13 protein-coding genes, 1 tRNA gene and 1 pseudogene are annotated in these 16,159 nt (G+C 34.0%); 3 read left to right on the top strand and 12 right to left on the bottom strand.

Annotation, left to right across the window (positions count from 1 at the left end; translation table 11 throughout):
• Positions 1–6: 6 nt before the first annotated feature.
• The 8 genes from IRZ78_RS12575 to IRZ78_RS12540 form a co-directional block, all read right to left on the bottom strand.
• Positions 7–621, bottom strand: coding sequence for a WbqC family protein (locus IRZ78_RS12575; protein WP_194616869.1), 615 nt, complete (start codon positions 619–621; stop codon positions 7–9).
• Positions 622–716: 95 nt separating this feature from the next.
• Positions 717–2,273, bottom strand: coding sequence for a signal peptidase I (gene lepB / locus IRZ78_RS12570; RefSeq protein ID WP_194616868.1), 1,557 nt, complete (start codon positions 2,271–2,273; stop codon positions 717–719).
• A 66-nt stretch (positions 2,274–2,339) separates the two neighbouring features.
• Positions 2,340–3,041, bottom strand: a complete 702-nt coding sequence (gene dapB, locus IRZ78_RS12565; protein WP_194616867.1) for a 4-hydroxy-tetrahydrodipicolinate reductase — start codon at positions 3,039–3,041, stop codon at positions 2,340–2,342.
• Positions 3,042–3,079: 38 nt separating this feature from the next.
• On the bottom strand, positions 3,080–3,640 hold the full coding sequence (locus IRZ78_RS12560; protein WP_194616866.1) for a DUF5683 domain-containing protein: 561 nt from the start codon (positions 3,638–3,640) through the stop codon (positions 3,080–3,082).
• Positions 3,640–4,542, bottom strand: a complete 903-nt coding sequence (locus IRZ78_RS12555) for a ParB/RepB/Spo0J family partition protein (protein ID WP_194616865.1) — start codon at positions 4,540–4,542, stop codon at positions 3,640–3,642. Before IRZ78_RS12555 ends, IRZ78_RS12560 begins: the two co-directional genes overlap by 1 nt.
• Before the next feature lie 5 nt (positions 4,543–4,547).
• Positions 4,548–5,315, bottom strand: a complete 768-nt coding sequence (locus IRZ78_RS12550) for an AAA family ATPase (protein WP_065450999.1) — start codon at positions 5,313–5,315, stop codon at positions 4,548–4,550.
• Positions 5,316–5,558: 243 nt separating this feature from the next.
• The gene (locus tag IRZ78_RS12545) at positions 5,559–6,785 is read right to left on the bottom strand and encodes a hypothetical protein (RefSeq protein ID WP_194616864.1); all 1,227 of its coding nucleotides are present in this window, start codon (positions 6,783–6,785) and stop codon (positions 5,559–5,561) included.
• Entirely contained in the window at positions 6,772–9,294 is a 2,523-nt protein-coding gene (locus tag IRZ78_RS12540; protein WP_194616863.1) for a DUF2339 domain-containing protein, read from the bottom strand. The genes IRZ78_RS12545 and IRZ78_RS12540 overlap by 14 nt, the downstream gene beginning before the upstream one ends.
• A 317-nt stretch (positions 9,295–9,611) precedes the next feature.
• Here IRZ78_RS12540 and IRZ78_RS12535 point away from each other — a divergent pair, with 317 nt between their 5' ends.
• Positions 9,612–11,780 (top strand): hypothetical protein, encoded by a 2,169-nt coding sequence (locus IRZ78_RS12535; RefSeq protein ID WP_194616862.1) that lies wholly within the window; start codon positions 9,612–9,614, stop codon positions 11,778–11,780.
• A gap of 300 nt (positions 11,781–12,080) precedes the next feature.
• On the opposite strand, the pseudogene IRZ78_RS12530 reads toward IRZ78_RS12535, so the two are convergent.
• Positions 12,081–12,359: pseudogene (locus IRZ78_RS12530) on the bottom strand (septal ring lytic transglycosylase RlpA family protein); the annotation flags it as partial.
• Positions 12,360–12,699: 340 nt separating this feature from the next.
• On the opposite strand from IRZ78_RS12530, the gene IRZ78_RS12525 reads away from it, so the two are divergent.
• Positions 12,700–12,774: transfer RNA gene (locus IRZ78_RS12525), tRNA-Pro, on the top strand.
• A 101-nt stretch (positions 12,775–12,875) separates the two neighbouring features.
• Here the strand turns inward: IRZ78_RS12525 and IRZ78_RS12520 are convergent.
• On the bottom strand, positions 12,876–13,013 hold the full coding sequence (locus IRZ78_RS12520) for a transposase (protein ID WP_347349828.1): 138 nt from the start codon (positions 13,011–13,013) through the stop codon (positions 12,876–12,878).
• 398 nt (positions 13,014–13,411) lie between these two features.
• Here IRZ78_RS12520 and trxB point away from each other — a divergent pair, with 398 nt between their 5' ends.
• Positions 13,412–14,359, top strand: a complete 948-nt coding sequence (gene trxB, locus IRZ78_RS12515) for a thioredoxin-disulfide reductase (RefSeq protein WP_194616861.1) — start codon at positions 13,412–13,414, stop codon at positions 14,357–14,359.
• A gap of 145 nt (positions 14,360–14,504) precedes the next feature.
• Here trxB and IRZ78_RS12510 read toward each other — a convergent pair whose 3' ends face one another.
• Entirely contained in the window at positions 14,505–15,338 is an 834-nt protein-coding gene (locus tag IRZ78_RS12510; RefSeq protein WP_194616860.1) for a DUF2807 domain-containing protein, read from the bottom strand.
• A gap of 85 nt (positions 15,339–15,423) precedes the next feature.
• A complete protein-coding gene (locus IRZ78_RS12505; protein ID WP_194616859.1) occupies positions 15,424–16,158 on the bottom strand; it encodes a head GIN domain-containing protein in 735 nt (244 codons plus the stop codon).
• Position 16,159 lies beyond the last annotated feature (1 nt).

Below are 16,159 nucleotides of genomic sequence, written 5' to 3'. Positions count from 1 at the left end.
ACGTAATTAAACTAGTTTCTGTGTTTTTAAATAATCCATGGCAAATTTACCTTCGTTAAAAAGCAAGTCCAAAACACTTAAATTGTTGATGAATCCGTGTTTGTCATCAAAAACCTGGGTGTATTTTTCAAATACATTGGGATCTTTTTTTCCGTTTGCCAAAAATCTGGAATCAGTGATGTTTTCGGCCTCATGAAAATATTCGGTGGTTTTAGAAAATTCTAATTTCATTCGTAAGCACTTCGTTACAATGTCTAAAACTTCCATATTCAGATCCATAAGGAAAGTATGTTGCTTTTCGAAAATAGGGCGTATATCATCTTCAAAAAACTCAAAAAAAGGCGAACTTCTATATCCTGCTTCCAGTGATTTAAAATGTTGTTTTTGCCAGTCGAATTCATTCTCGATCAAAACATCTTTCGTTTTTTGATGTGTTGTTTTTGAATGCTTAACAGGAATGTTCAATAACTGAATTCCGTTTGGACTATAGATGTAAGTACGGTTTCTATTGGTCTGTTTTTGAAAATTATCTTCCATTTCAAAAGTAATATTTTCAGATTGAGCCATAACTGCAAAGTGACTAATCGACGGAAAATAGGTAGGAAGTAATAAGGAATTCATTTTATTAAGTTTTACGTTAAAAGTTTCAGGTTTCAAGTTTCACGTTCGCAAAGAAACCTGAAGCTTGAAACCTGAAACAAAAATAACTATTTTTTTTATGCTTTGTTTTCTTTTCTTTTTCTCCAGAAATATTCTCCAACAAAATAGGCTGCAAGAATAATTAAGAAGTATTTAAAGTAAGATTGTGGTTGTCCTTCGCCATTAACGGTAGTGAAAACCCTGTCCCAACGAACTTTATTAATTCCTTTTCCGTTAGTGTCCCAGCTCATCCAGATAAAAACCGGTTTTCCTACGATGTGATTTGCAGGAACATAACCCCAGTAACGGCTATCTTCAGAGTTATGACGGTTGTCTCCCATCATCCAGTAATAGTCTTGTTTAAAGGTATATGTAGTAGCTTGTTTTCCGTTGATTAAAAAATGAGAACCATCTAATTGCAAAGTGTTTCCTTCGTATTTGGTAATGATTTCCTTGTAAAATGGTAGAGATTCATTGGTCAAAGCGACTGTTTTTCCTGCCTGAGGAATGTATATTGGACCAAAATTATCCTGACTCCATTTGTTGATATGAGGGAAAATTGCGTTGTCATTTCCTCTGTCAATTTCTCTTTTTACAGCAGTAATTCCGGGAGTGTTTTTTAAACGTTCTGCACTAGCTTCTGTTAATGCTCTAAAATATATAGTATCTCTTTTTTCCTGATCTTTAATATAAGCGCCATCCGTAATGTCAAGCTCCTTCATTAATGATTCAAAATCAACCGGAGTTTTCCCGTCTAAAGCTACAGCATATGAATATTGAGGCTTTGCACGTTCCGGTAAAATTAATTTTTTTCCATTAATAAAAACAAAACCGTCTACAATTGACAAGCTGTCACCAGGAATACCAACACATCTTTTTACGTAATTCGATTTTTTATCGATAGGTTTTATAACTCCGGGTCTTCCTTTTGGCTCGTAAAAATAATGAACCGTATCTACAGGCCAGTTGAAAACCACAATGTCAGATCGTTTTATTTTTTCTAAAGCCGGCAATCTAAAGTAAGGTAATTGTGGCCAGCTTAAATAGGATTTTCTTTTTACAAATGGTATCGTATCGTGAACCATTGGCAGCGCCACCGTTGTCATAGGTACACGAGGGCCGTAATTTACTTTGCTTACAAACAGGAAGTCACCAATTAATAATGATTTTTCTAATGATGAAGTAGGTATTGTATAAGGCTGTACCACATAAGTATGTACTAATGTTGCTACGATAATAGCAAAAAGTAAAGAGCTTATAGTGTCTGCAGTTTTATTTTGAGGTCTTAATTCTCTGTTGGCATTATATTCTAATTTTTGAGTATAATTTACATAATAGATATAAAATCCAAAAGTGAAAATACCTAATAAAGTATCTAAAGTAGATTTTTTACCAAATGTTCTTAAGGTTTCTACCCAAACAACAGGAAACATAATTAAATTAATAATCGGGATGAAAAGTAATAAAGTCCACCAGGTTGGGCGACTGATTATTTTCATTAAAATTATTGAATTGTAAACCGGAATTGCAGCTTCCCAGGTTTTTCTCCCGGCTGCCTGATACAGTTTCCAGGTTCCTAGAAAGTGAATTACTTGTACGGCTAAGAAAAATACGAACCAAAGATATAGTGTCATAGTTTTTTGTTTTATGTTTCAAGTTCAGGTTTGTTCTATAGAAACTCCTGATGCTTTAAAAATTGATTATTTTAAATTTAATACATCTTTCATGCTGTAAATTCCTGTTTTACCAGCAAGCCATTCGGCGGCAATTACAGCTCCAAGAGCAAAACCTTCGCGGTTGTGTGCAGTATGTTTTAATTCGATGCTGTCTACAATTGAGTCGTAAGTTACGGTATGAGTTCCCGGAACATCGCCAATTCTTTTTGCTTCAATATGAATCTCATTTGTTTTTGCCTGATCCAGAGTCCAATTGGTGTAATTGCTATTTTCGATAACACCTTTTGCTAAAGAAATAGCTGTTCCGCTTGGAGCATCTAATTTTTGAGTATGATGAATTTCTTCCATTGATACTTTGTAAGAATCAAATTGCGACATGATTTTGGCTAAGTAGTCATTTAATTCAAAGAAGATATTTACTCCTAAGCTGAAATTTGAACTCGATATAAAACCACCTTGTTTTTCGTTGCAAAGAGCGACCATTTCGTCAAAATGCTCCAACCAGCCAGTTGTGCCTGAAACAACAGGTACATTGTTGTTAAAACAGCTCGAAATGTTGCTTACTGCTGCGGTTGGAACGCTAAAGTCAATTGCAACATCTGCAGTTGAAAGTCCGTCGTATGTGTTGAATTCGTCTTTCTTTAAAACAATTTCGTGACCTCTTTCTAAAGCAATTCGTTCAATTACTTTACCCATTTTTCCGTAACCTAAAAGCGCAATTTTCATTTTGTATGTATTTTTTGAGTTTAAATAACAGCAGTTATTTAAAAGTGGTAATTAAAAGTTAGTCCAACGTTTGGTCTGAAAGTAATGTCGTTAGGATAAACCTCCGGACGCATTGATAGTCTTTCGTTTACGTTGAATTGAATCAAAGCTGCGTCAACATTGGCGTCTATAATGTTTAGGGCATAAAAAGCAACAACAAATAAAGCTGATAAATCCCTGTTTCGCTGATAGAATTTCTGACCTGCAACAAGTCGGCTTTCGTCCAGAAACTGGTATTTATCATCGTTGTAACCTTCTAATCTTCGTTTGTAGGCGTTACGATAATCGCGGTATTTGTTATTATTGTCAATATAAAAATATAAACTGGTACCAATTGCTCCGTAAACCAAAGGTATTTTCCAGTATTTTTTATTGTATGCCTGACCTAAACCGGGTAAGATTGCAGAGTAAAAAGCTGCTTTTGCTGGTGTAAGCGGATCTATTTCTTGTAACTTGCTAGTGTCTTTAACAACCAAAACCGTGTCTTTTTTTGCCTGGGCAAAAAGAGAAACGGTTCCTATGAGAAAGAACAATAGACTTATGGGGACAATCTTATTCACTATCCGTTTATTAATTTTATAATTCGATTAAAGTCGGCTTCAGAATTAAAAGGAATGGTGATTTTTCCTTTTCCGTTACCTGCGACTTTTACATCAACTTTCGCACCAAAATAATCGTTGAAAGTGTTTTTTTGTGTTTCTCTCACCACAAATGAAGAATCTGCTTTTGGTTTTCCTTCAACTTTTGGTTTTAAGCTTTCGTGGTAATTTTTTACTAAAGTCTCTGTTTCGCGAACAGATAAATTCTGGCTTACTATTTTTTGGTAGATATCAGTCTGAACATCTAAATCTTCAATATTGATGATTGCTCTACCGTGTCCCATACTGATAAAACCATCGCGAATACCGGTTTGAATAATCGGGTCCAGTTTTAAAAGACGTAAATAATTGGCAATTGTAGAACGTTTTTTTCCAACGCGCTCACTCATTTGTTCCTGTGTCAATTGAATTTCATCAATCAAACGTTGGTACGAAAGTGCGATCTCGATTGGATCTAAATCATGACGCTGGATATTCTCTACCAAAGCCATAACCAGTGACTCATTGTCGTTTGCAATACGAATGTATGCAGGAACATGTGTCAGGCCAACCAAAGTTGAAGCACGCAAACGGCGCTCTCCTGAAATTAACTGATATTTATTGAAGTCTAATTTTCGAACAGTAATAGGTTGAATCACGCCAAGTTCTTTAATAGAAGTGGCTAATTCGCGTAACGATTCTTCATTAAAATTGCTTCTAGGCTGAAATGGATTTATTTCGATAGCACTTATTTCAAGCTCAATGATGTTTCCAACAACCTTGTCAGCATTTTTATCTTCTACTGATGTAATGTCGTTTTCCGGATCTTTTAATAATGCTGATAATCCTCTTCCTAAGGCTTGTTTTTTAATTGCTTTTGTCATAAAAACTATTTACTGTTTTTCTTTATAATTTCTTGAGCTAAATGAATGTAATTTACTGCTCCTTTGCTTGTTGCGTCATAATTAATGATGCTTTCGCCAAAACTTGGAGCCTCGCTTAATTTTACATTTCGCTGAATAACGGTATCAAAAACCATATCGTTAAAGTGTTTTTGAACCTCTTCTACAACCTGATTGGATAAACGTAATCTTGAATCGTACATAGTAAGTAACAATCCTTCGATATCAAGATCCGGATTGTGTATTTTTTGAATACTTTTTATGGTGTTCAGTAATTTTCCTAATCCTTCAAGTGCAAAATATTCGCATTGAATAGGAATAACAACTGAGTCAGCCGCTGTTAAAGCATTTAAGGTTAGTAAACCTAATGAAGGTGCACAATCGATGATGATATAATCATATTCGTCTTTTACACTTTCTAATGCTTTTTTAAGCATGTACTCTCTGTTTTCTTTATCAACCAATTCGATTTCGATGGCAACAAGGTCAATGTGCGCAGGGATCACATCAACATTTACAGCTGAACATTTTATAATGGTTTCTTTGGGAGTGTTACTGTGTTCAAGTATTTGGTAGGTACCCATCTCAACAGATTCTACATCGATCCCAAGGCCAGATGTGGCATTTGCTTGAGGATCAGCGTCGATCAACAATACTTTCTTTTCTAAAACACCCAATGAGGCTGCAAGATTTACCGATGTAGTAGTCTTTCCAACGCCTCCTTTTTGATTAGCAATCGCAATGATTTTGCCCATTTATTTTCTGAATTTTGAACCGTAAAAATACAATTATTTATGGTTTCTGAAAATCTATTTTGTTAACATTTAAGAAACTTCGGTTAATCGTTGTATGGTGCGTGTTCTGAGGGATTTAATTTCTTATAGAATAAAAAAATAGTACCGAAAATTCGTTCTATTTTATTCTTGTTTTTAGTATAAAAGAACAATTTGTGGTTTAAATCTTAAAAAAGTATTTAAACCTTAAATCTGGTTTTTATTTTAATTTTTTGTTTTTAAATCTTTTACTAAACTGGCTGTAAAAAATAAAATTGTAATACCGCCTAAAACAATACAAAGCCACATAAACCAGGATTTTTGCCAAAAAGACTGATTTGCTATTGGATTTTTTACCGCATTTTTTTGCTGAATATCGTAGAGGGTTGTTTGCGGTAAATTGCCGGCAATATTGTTTTTAAAATTTGAAAGATCATATTCCGGTTCTGCCAGGTTTTTGTTTCCTGTTTTTAGGATATAAGTTTCATTAGAATTTAAATCTGCAATAATAGAAATGGGTTTTTGATAGTATTTTATTTTTGAAATCGATAAGGGCTGATTATCGTGATTTTTGATTTTAATAAAGAACTCTTTTTCGAATATTTGAGGAAATATAAAGGTATTTGTAGCAGTTGAATTCAATTCAAAAGAAGTAATTTCTTCGTCGAATATTTGGGATTTCCTTTTTGTCTGGCGTTTTGTTTTCTTATAAAGAATAGCAGTTCGCTTGTAATAAGTAGGTTTTGAAATTTCAAATGAAATCTCATTAATAACCTGTGGCGCATCAAATAGAATATGAATTTGAGTTTCTTTTTCTGAAGGAATTTCTGTTGTTACGGATTTCTTTGGAAAGATTTCTTGTAAAGCGCTTTTTTGTGATTGCGAGGTAAAATTTCCAACTTTCAGAACATTGATGGGAAGTGTTTTTCGGTCATCAAAATCTATCTTTAAATAATGATAAGTACTTAAAGGATAAGATATCGTTTTAACAACACTTGTTTCTGATGTACTGTTTAAATCATAAAGTGTTTGCGAGTCAGAGATTCCAAACCATTCTTTCTGGTTGTCACTTCCTGAAACAGAATATTTTTTTTCTACATCAGAATTAGCGATAAAGAGCGAAAGTTTATTATTGTGTTTGTTTGAAGGAATTGCAATAATAATCGAAGTACTCTTTTTAGGAATAGTTGTTTTTGAAACAATAGTATATTCTTCAAAAGCATTTGATGAAACATTTTTAGGGGTTTGAATAAAATACGGAACTTCATTTCCTTTAGCATCAAATAACCTAATGTCGCTCAAATCCTGTTTCGAAAAAGAACGAACCTCTGGTGATAAAATGATTTCATTAAAACCACTCTGACTAACTTTTTTTAGTTTCGCAGTAGTTTGATATTGCCCAAACGAGAGGTTTGCGACCAATAGCAATAAGATAAATTTATTTAGTTTCATTGGTTTCTTCAGGCTTGTTTTCGTCAATAACTAATACTTTGATTTTTTGATATACAAAAGAGATAATCAAAATTAAAATTCCTAAAAGGATGAACGATATGATTTTTCCGGTTTCGGAAATATTGCTTATGTCGTATAAAAATAGTTTTAAAATCGTTAGGCCCAATAAGGATAAAGCGATTATACGTAAAGATTTAAGTTGTTTTTTTATTCCTATTATCAAAAACACAAAAGCTAAAACTCCCCAAAGAATCGGAAATCCTGTTTTGATGATTTTAGTTCTGGCTAATCCAATATAATCTTCGGCAATAAAATCACGTAAATAAGGCAAATTCGATTTATAACTCGCGTACATAGGACTTGTCTGTATGTCTTGAACGGTTACCGGAGAATTCATAAATATAAGGCCATGAAGCATAACTTCTGAACTGGCAATGTAAATGACAAAAAAAGCAGCAACCCACATAAAGTATCGGCTTTTAAGAAAAGTAAAATCAACTTTTTTATAGATTTGAAACAATTGATAACCAAAATAAATCGTGATAATCAATGAAATGTAATGAAGGTAAAAAGCAATTGCTTTTCCGTTTCCTGAGCTAATAATGTCTTTATGTTCAAAAAAAGGATAATTTGAAAACCATAAAGCAAACAATACAATATTAGAAATCACAAGTAATAAAGCGCCCTGATATCCTGCCCCTGGTTTTCTGTTTATGAGATAAGATGAGAACAAAGCAGAGAATAGCAAATGATACAAAACAGGTAATGCTATAGAACTGTAAATGCTCTCGATATAATGATTGGACTGATAAATAACTTCGAGCAAACCTGTGAAATAGGTAATCACAAAGCCAACTTCTAAAACGATTCTTTTATATTTTTCAGGATTAAAACTGATGTCGAAAATAGTTGAATTTTCGGTTTCATTTTTTAATAAATACCAAATCGCAAACAAAGAACCTGCAGCAAAAATGCCCGTTATAAATATAGGATTTATAATAATATTTAAAGCTAAAGTGCCATTGTAGTATTTGTTCCAGTCCATGATAAGGCTGAAAATCATTAGAATGTGAACTATTATAGAGCCAAATCGATAGCTTGTAACCTTGGATTTTTGAGATAACCACAATAACAAAACGGCTTCTGCTGCCCAAAATAAGGTGATATAATTGCCTTCGAACTGAATAGGAATTGCTAATGTTATAAAAGTCAGCGTTAAGCCAATAAGTAAATAAGCAGCTTTCTGGTCGAGATCGAATTTTTTGTATAAAAACCAGGCATAAATTAAATTCAGCAAGGCAAGAATCGTAGTAAATAAACCTTTTAATTCCGGATGATAATTAGTCAAAATCGCCATTCCGGCACCATAAAACAAAAAGGTATTGCTAGCCAGAATTGTGAGTTGGGTTTTAGAAAATTCCCCTTTAGATCGGATGTTGTTTACAAGGTTCATTAATATAAAAATGAAATAGAAAATAAATCCAAATACTAAGGCTCCTAAATAGTGAGGTTTGTCAGAACTTAAATCTCTGGTTAACCATGCGGCATATAATAAGACGGTAAATATATAGGCAAGTACATTAACCAGATTCCATTTTTTGTAATAAGCTATGCCTAAAATCCCGATATTTAAAATGATGATATAGGTAAAAAGTACCACGTAATTCCCCTCGCCGGTGCTGACCATAAACGGAACCGCAAATCCGCCAATTAGCGAAAGTACTGCTAACTCAATTCGGTCATAGGATAATGATATTAAAGCGCTAAATGCCGTAATAATTACCATGATACTAAAGGCAACCGTTTGATTGAATAAATGATAATCATGAAAAGCAATTCCTATTGTAAAATAGAATATCGCAATTGCCCCAGCAACAATTACAGAGCTAAAGGCGGCATAATTTTTACGTAGTTTATGAGCAATTCCCATCACTAGGGCGCCACATAAAACACCAATTCCAACACGGGCAGGTTCGTTGATCCAGTCTTTGTCTATGGCATATTTTACAAAATAGCTAATTCCTAATACAAGAATCAAAACTCCAATTTTATTGATAAGGTTTTCACCAATGAATTTTTCTAAATCCGGATTTTGCTCTTTGAAATTTTCCCAAAAAGATTTTTTCGGTTCAACAGGAATAATTGGTTTTTGAACTGGTTTTGGTTCCAGAGGTCTCGATTCAATAGGTTTAGATGTATTATCAATATTAGAAGATAAAGCTATTTTTTCTAATTGCTCGTCTGAGATCTTTTCTTTGACAACTTCTGGTGGAGTAGGTTCAAAAATAGCCTTGTTCGACTGTTTAGGATCAATTTTGAATTCTTCTTTCTTTGCAACAGCAATTGGTGCGACAGGAGTAATTTCAGAAGGTTTTTCAACTGTTTTTAAAACATCAATCTTCTTGCTAAGTCTATTAATGTCGTTTTCAAGACGGTCGAAACGGCCTTTGATTGTATTAAGGATGTAGATTAAAAAACAAAATAACGCAACTATAAGAAAACTTTCCATAAAGAACTAAGTATAATGTTATGATTGGTAAATATAATAACATTTTGATACGAAGGTGATTTTTTTAGTTCTTTTCGTGTTAAATGAAATATTTGTTTTTCTATAGAATTCACCTGATCCAAAACGCTCTATTTGTAATTACAACTCTGTTAGGTATTCAGTCTTTAACTTTTAGCGTTGGTATTAAAGGAAAATTGAGCCTTTGTATAGTTTTTGATGAGAAAATCGGGACCAAATACGGACCTGTAGGTTAAAGATTATGACTATTTTTCGAATCCTTAAAAACTATTATTACTATTAAACCAAAAAGATTATTTATGATTAAAAAGTTAATCTCAGTATTTACTGCATTTACAGTCATGCTGATGCTATGCAGTTTTGTAACGCTAAATTTATCTGATGAAAAAAATCAGGAGAATAAGACAGAAGGCAAGATTGTTTACAACAAAAAGAAACATAGTATAACCTTATCATGGCCGGCATTTGGCGCTTCAGGAAATTACGTAATTACAAGAGGAGGAAGTCACCTGGCATCAGATTTTGTTTCTGTTGGTTCGACTACCAAATTGACATTTACAGATAATAAACCAAATACTGATAAATACGAGAACTATTATAAAATTACCCGTAATGCTATAACCATAATAGTTTCGTTGGAGAACCAAATCTTTGGCAATAATATGTATTTCTATGATCGAAAATATGAAAAAGCAGAAACTGCGCGAAACCATATTAATTCGCAGTTTAGTGCTATTGGTCTTGGCGGATCAAATGGTGAGTGGACTACAAAGCGTCAGGCTTATTATTTTAAAGCAAATATTAAAGATCAGACTTACGATTCGGGCGGGTCGGGATCTGCATCATCTGCAACAGCGAATTCAATAGAATTAGGATTTTATTCTCACATAGGGGGTTTGGGTAAAGTGCCATCGGCTGTTAAATTGGGTGCTGTATTTACCAGACCTCACCTTTCAGGAGGAGCAAATGCTACCTGTACATTTTGGCGTTCTGTAGAAAATGTAGCAGTGATGCGGGATTTTGCCTGGACAGTTTCTCAATCAACCAGTGCAAGAAGAATGCTGATTGAAAGTACTTCAAAATATATTTCGGATATTGGAGATACCAGTTTTTGGGGTAGCGGCGGTTTTATTGCTGATACTCATTATACATCATCCAGGCCAAACTGGGGAGGACAACAACAATGGTATACCAGAAATGCTGTTTTTCCGTCAGGTTCCGGAGCAATGGGAGGTTCATATAATATGGTTTGGCAAGGTTGCGTCAATCCCCCACAAGCAGATGATGCCAATTCACCGGTTCCTACTACACCTATTATCAGAGAAAAACCTTTTCTTTTTATAGATAACGATGGCGAGTACAAAGTATTTGTTCCGGCATGGCAAAAGGACAGAGTAGGAGTTTCATGGTCGTCAACAGATATGGGTAAAGGAAAAATTCAGGATTTACTTAACAACTGGTACGTTGCCAAAGAAGGAGACACTGATGTAGAAATCAATAATGCGCTAAAAAATGGCAAAAATATATTTTTTACACCAGGACATTACACATTGAATGCACCTATTCAGGTAAATAGAAAAGATGCCATACTTCTGGGTGCCGGTATAGCATCGGTAACGCTGGAGCCTACTGAGAAAAATACCTGGGGATGTATCTATGCTGATGACAAGGACGGTATTATCATTGCAGGACTTCTTGTGGATTCATTCAATAGTACAACGTATCAGGTTAGAATTGGTGACGAAGGAGCAAATGCAGATCATTCGGGAAATCCTATTTTGGTTACAGATATTACTTGTAGAGTAGGTGGAGTTCAGTCAAAAAATATTCAGATACATGCTTCTATGCAAATAAATAGTAACAATGTGGTGGGTGATCATTTTTGGCTGTGGCGCGCCGACCATGGTTCGCAGCGTGGTGGAGATTTACGTTGGTTAAGAGATAGATGCAAAAACGGACTTATTGTTTCCGGTGATGATGTTACACTTTATGCTTTGTTTACAGAACATTATCAAGAATATGAAGTGCTTTGGTTAGGAGAACGCGGCAGAACTTATTTCTTTCAGAATGAACCACCATACGATGCGCCAAATCAGGCGAGTTGGAGTAGTCAGGGAGGACGAGTTGATGGTTATGCAGCATTCAAAGTTGCTAATACTGTAAAAGAACATCAAAGTATAGGAATGGGATCTTATGCCGTTTTTACAGGAACTGATGGTAAAGTGAATAAGAAAAATGGTTTTGAAGCTCCTAATAGCCCAAATGTGAAACTCGAAAAAATGTGTATTACTCGTTTTGCAGGTCCGGGTAATATTCAAAATGTTATCAATGGTATCGGCGGCAGTACAGCAACTGGTGTGAAACGTGTGGCATTTTATAACAATGCCGAAGGTACAAAACCTTATGATGAAGAATTTGATTTGCCTAATCGTGAATCGTATCCTGCGTATATTACTATGGAGAAGTAAAAAGAAAGACTCATTAGAAACCTTTCAAACAAAACACTGAAGGTCAATTGATCTTCAGAGTTTTTTTATTCCAATCTGGTAACATCCCAGTTTTCAATCAGGATGGCAAAACCTTAAAGAGGCATTTATCGCATTTGAGCATAGTCAATGGTTTCAACCGTTGGGTTCTAATACATTTATCACAATGTATTATTATACGTTTCCCATGGTTTAAACCACGGGCTATGATTCTCAATCAGGTGATAACTGTTATGACTTTAATTTTAAAAAATATTTAGGACAGCTGTTAAAATTAGGATCCTAGTTTTGTAAAATCTCAATTTTTACATTAATCGCTCCACTATTTTTGTTTGAGGCAATATCCATAAAAGCTTTTTTAGAAAGGTCAATTTCTCTGCCTTTAACAAAAGGACCTCTATCGGTAACTTCTATTATAACAGATTTTTTATTTAATACGTTTGTGATTTTTAGTTTTGTACCAAAAGGAAGCTTTTTATGCGCGGCAGTCAGTTTATTGTTGTCGAATTTTTTACCGCTTGCTGTTTTTCTTCCGTTAAATTTATCATGATAATAAGAAGCATGTGCCTTTTCTGTATGCAATTTTAAATTTTCAATCTTGATGTTTCATCTTTGGATATTGGGCTCTCTTGTGCAACGGCTGTCACTGAGATAGTGAAAATAATATATAATAGTATTCTTTTCATTTTCTTGATTTTTTTTGCAAAAAAAGCTTAATCTAGACAATTAGGTTTATTGTAAAGGCCATACTTATGATATTAAAAGACATATTTATGTTGTTTGTATAAATTAGTAATTGACTCATTTGTTTCTAATTATAATTTGTTGTGAAATATTTTTGTTCTTATTTCTAAAATTGTTTTGGATAAGCAAAAAATAGTTATATATTTGCACCCGCTTACGGGGTGTAGCGTAGCCCGGTTATCGCGCCTGCTTTGGGAGCAGGAGGCCGCAGGTTCGAATCCTGCCACCCCGACAAAAGTCTTTTCATTTTTTGAAGAGACTTTTTTTTTGCATAAAACTAAAATTCTATCTTATGGATCAACACGAAAACGGATCAGGTCCAAAAGTTGGGGATTAGGCGAAAAAATTAGACAATCTGAATAAGAAGAGATCTACATTTCTCACGCCTCTGAATTTTGATCTGAATGCTGTTATTTTGGCATTGAAAGATTCTGCTAAAGCATTTGTATCTCTATTGTCAAAATAGTTTATGATTGACTGGTAATTAAAAAACTATAGTATTGAGTAAAATATGAATTAATCTCAAAACCTGTCAAGAGAAAAAAAACTAACACGGAGAACGCAAAGTTATTTAAATTTAGTAAAACACAAAGTTCACAAATCTTTGCGGACTTAGATTGTGTAAACACAACTCAAAGCATAGCGAACTCTGCGAAAACCTTTGTGATCTCTGCGGTAAAAAACAATTAGGAACATAAAATTTTTAATGTTTCTCTACAATATTTAGGATTGATGCGTCACGAAGGTTTTTTTATTTCTGCCGTATTCATTATTCTCTATTTGAGAATAGCAAAAACTGATTAATTGAGTTCTTTATTCCAACAATAAAAACTTACTTTTGCACCATCAATTATTAATAGAATCATATTATGTCAGATACAATCGAAAAAATTAAATGCCTAATCATAGGTTCTGGTCCTGCAGGTTATACTGCTGCTATTTATGCCGCCAGAGCAAATATGAATCCAGTTTTATATCAGGGAATGCAACCTGGTGGTCAGTTGACTACTACTAACGAAGTAGAAAATTTTCCGGGTTATGTTGACGGTGTTACAGGACCAGAAATGATGGTTCAATTACAAGAGCAAGCAAAACGTTTTGGAGCTGATATCCGTGATGGCTGGGCTACAAAAGTTGATTTTTCAGGAGATATTCATAAAGTATGGATTAACGATTCAATCGAATTGCACTGTGAAACGGTTATTATTTCTACAGGAGCATCTGCTAAATATTTAGGATTACCATCAGAACAACATTACTTACAAATGGGTGGCGGAGTTTCTGCTTGTGCCGTTTGTGATGGTTTCTTTTACCGTAATCAGGAAGTTGTAATTGTAGGAGCTGGAGATTCTGCTTGTGAAGAAGCACACTACTTATCTAAACTTTGTAAAAAAGTAACAATGTTGGTAAGAAGCGAGAAATTCAGAGCTTCTAAAATCATGGAAGAACGCGTTCGCAAAACCGAAAATATAGAAATTTTACTAAACCACGATACTGTTGAGGTATTAGGAGATGGAAATGTTGTACACGGTATAAAAGCGTTGAACAAAACTACTGCTGAAGTTGTTGAAATTCCTGCAACAGGATTTTTCGTAGCTATTGGTCACAAACCAAATACAGATATTTTTAAAGATTACATCACACTTGATGAAACAGGTTACATCATCAATACTCCGGGAACTTCTAATACAAATGTACCGGGTGTGTTTGTAGCTGGTGATGCTGCAGATCATGTATACCGTCAGGCAATTACTGCTGCAGGTACAGGATGTATGGCTGCATTAGATGCTGAAAGATATTTGGCTTCTAAGGAATAAGTTTTCAGTCTCAGTCTCAGTTTTCAGTTTATTGAAATGTGATAGAGCTATAAAATAAAAGTCCCAATCTTCAAGATTGGGACTTTTTGTTTATTTATATTTAAGAAGTTTTAGACTGAAAACTGAAACTGAATACTGTGACTTTTTATTTTATCTTCTTAAGCAGTTTTGCTTCTTCAGAAAAACGAGTCAGCGTAATGGTAGGATTTCCTAAAAGAGAAAGTTCAGCTTTGTCTCCAAGCGCTATTGAGGCTGTAGTTTCTACTAGAACACTTCCTGTTGCATAATTTTCTGCAGTGATATTGGCATCTTTCAGAGTAAATTTGGTTCCTGTAAAGATGGAATTATTATCTAAACGAATAGTTGCTTTTTCGGCAATTCCTTCAATGTTGGCAACTGCTTTTTGATATAAATCACATTTGAATTTTATAGCCGATACCAATGTTTTTATCGAGGAGTTTTTACTCAACTGTAAATTTGCATCCTCAGACTTTAAGTTCAATTCGGTCTTTGATTTATCATCAGCAAATAATGTAAACTTTTTAGAATTTACATTCAAAAATAATTTAGCATAATCAAAAGTATTAAACGTAATATCTTCTAACTGAAGTTCCTGAATGGCATAAACTAGAGCATCATTTTTTGCTATTACAGTTTTTAAGGAACTGGTATAAGTCACGCGAACAATTAGCTTTTTAAAAATAGTACTTTCTTTAGAGGTGTATAAACGAAGTACTTTTTCTCTTAAATCCATCCCGATAATATCATGTAAATTATCATCGGCTTCAATTTTAATTTCGTTTTTTTCTCCTCTTTCAAGATAAACTTCCAGATTATCATCGGCTTCAATGCCATCAAATTCTCCTACTTCTTTTACTGAAGTGGTTACGATTTTAGATCCTTTTATTTTTTCTCTTCTTTGACCAAAAGTTAATGTCGTAACCAATAATAATAGGAGTAAGGCTGTATTTTTTTTCATTAATTCTAGATTTGATTTTCACAAATATAAAAAAATCATCCACTTTCGATGAATGATTTTTTTATATTTAACAGATAAATATCTTTTACCCCTGGCTAATACTTCCTCCTGAATTCGAAGTTTTCTCGATTGTTTTAGGAGTGTTGTTATAGTTAACACTTCCTCCGCTGTTTGCTTCAGCTTTCAATTTTACAATAGGGTGAACATTTACACTGGCTCCGCTTGAAGCTTCAGCATGAATATCATTGGCTAATAATTCACCTGCATTTACATTAGAGCCGCTTGATGCCGAAGTATGGAATATTAATGCTTTTCCTTTTATGCTAATCGTACTTCCGCTTCCTGAATCAGCAGAGATATTATCAGATTCTACAGTCACATCTATAGTGGCTGCACTCGAAGTTTCTAAATCTAGATTTTCACCCTGAATTATTCCCTGGTTTGATACAGTTGAAGCACTTGAAGCTTCCAACTTGTCAATTTTAGGCATTTTTACCGTTACTTTTTTCTTTGTTATATTTCGAAAAGAATTGAATTTAGATTTAATGATCAAAGTTCCGTTCTCTACTTTGATAATAATGTCTTTCTGAAGATTATCATCCGCTTCAACAACAATTTCAGTCGAATCAGATTGTATAACCACTAAGTCAATTGCATTGCTTACATCTATTTTTGTAAAATCTCCCTGAACAATTCTTTTTTCAGTAGTCACATTTCCGCTTCCTTCAATTGTATTCACGTTAAAGTTACATGAGGCAAACAATAGTGCTGTAACAGTCGCAACTATAAATTTCGTAATATGAATGATTATTTTTATCATG

It is taken from the genome of Flavobacterium sp. CSZ (assembly GCF_015350725.1).
In the GTDB taxonomy this organism is placed as follows: Bacteria; Bacteroidota; Bacteroidia; order Flavobacteriales; family Flavobacteriaceae; genus Flavobacterium.
This window is presented reverse-complemented; position numbering and strand designations above follow the sequence as displayed.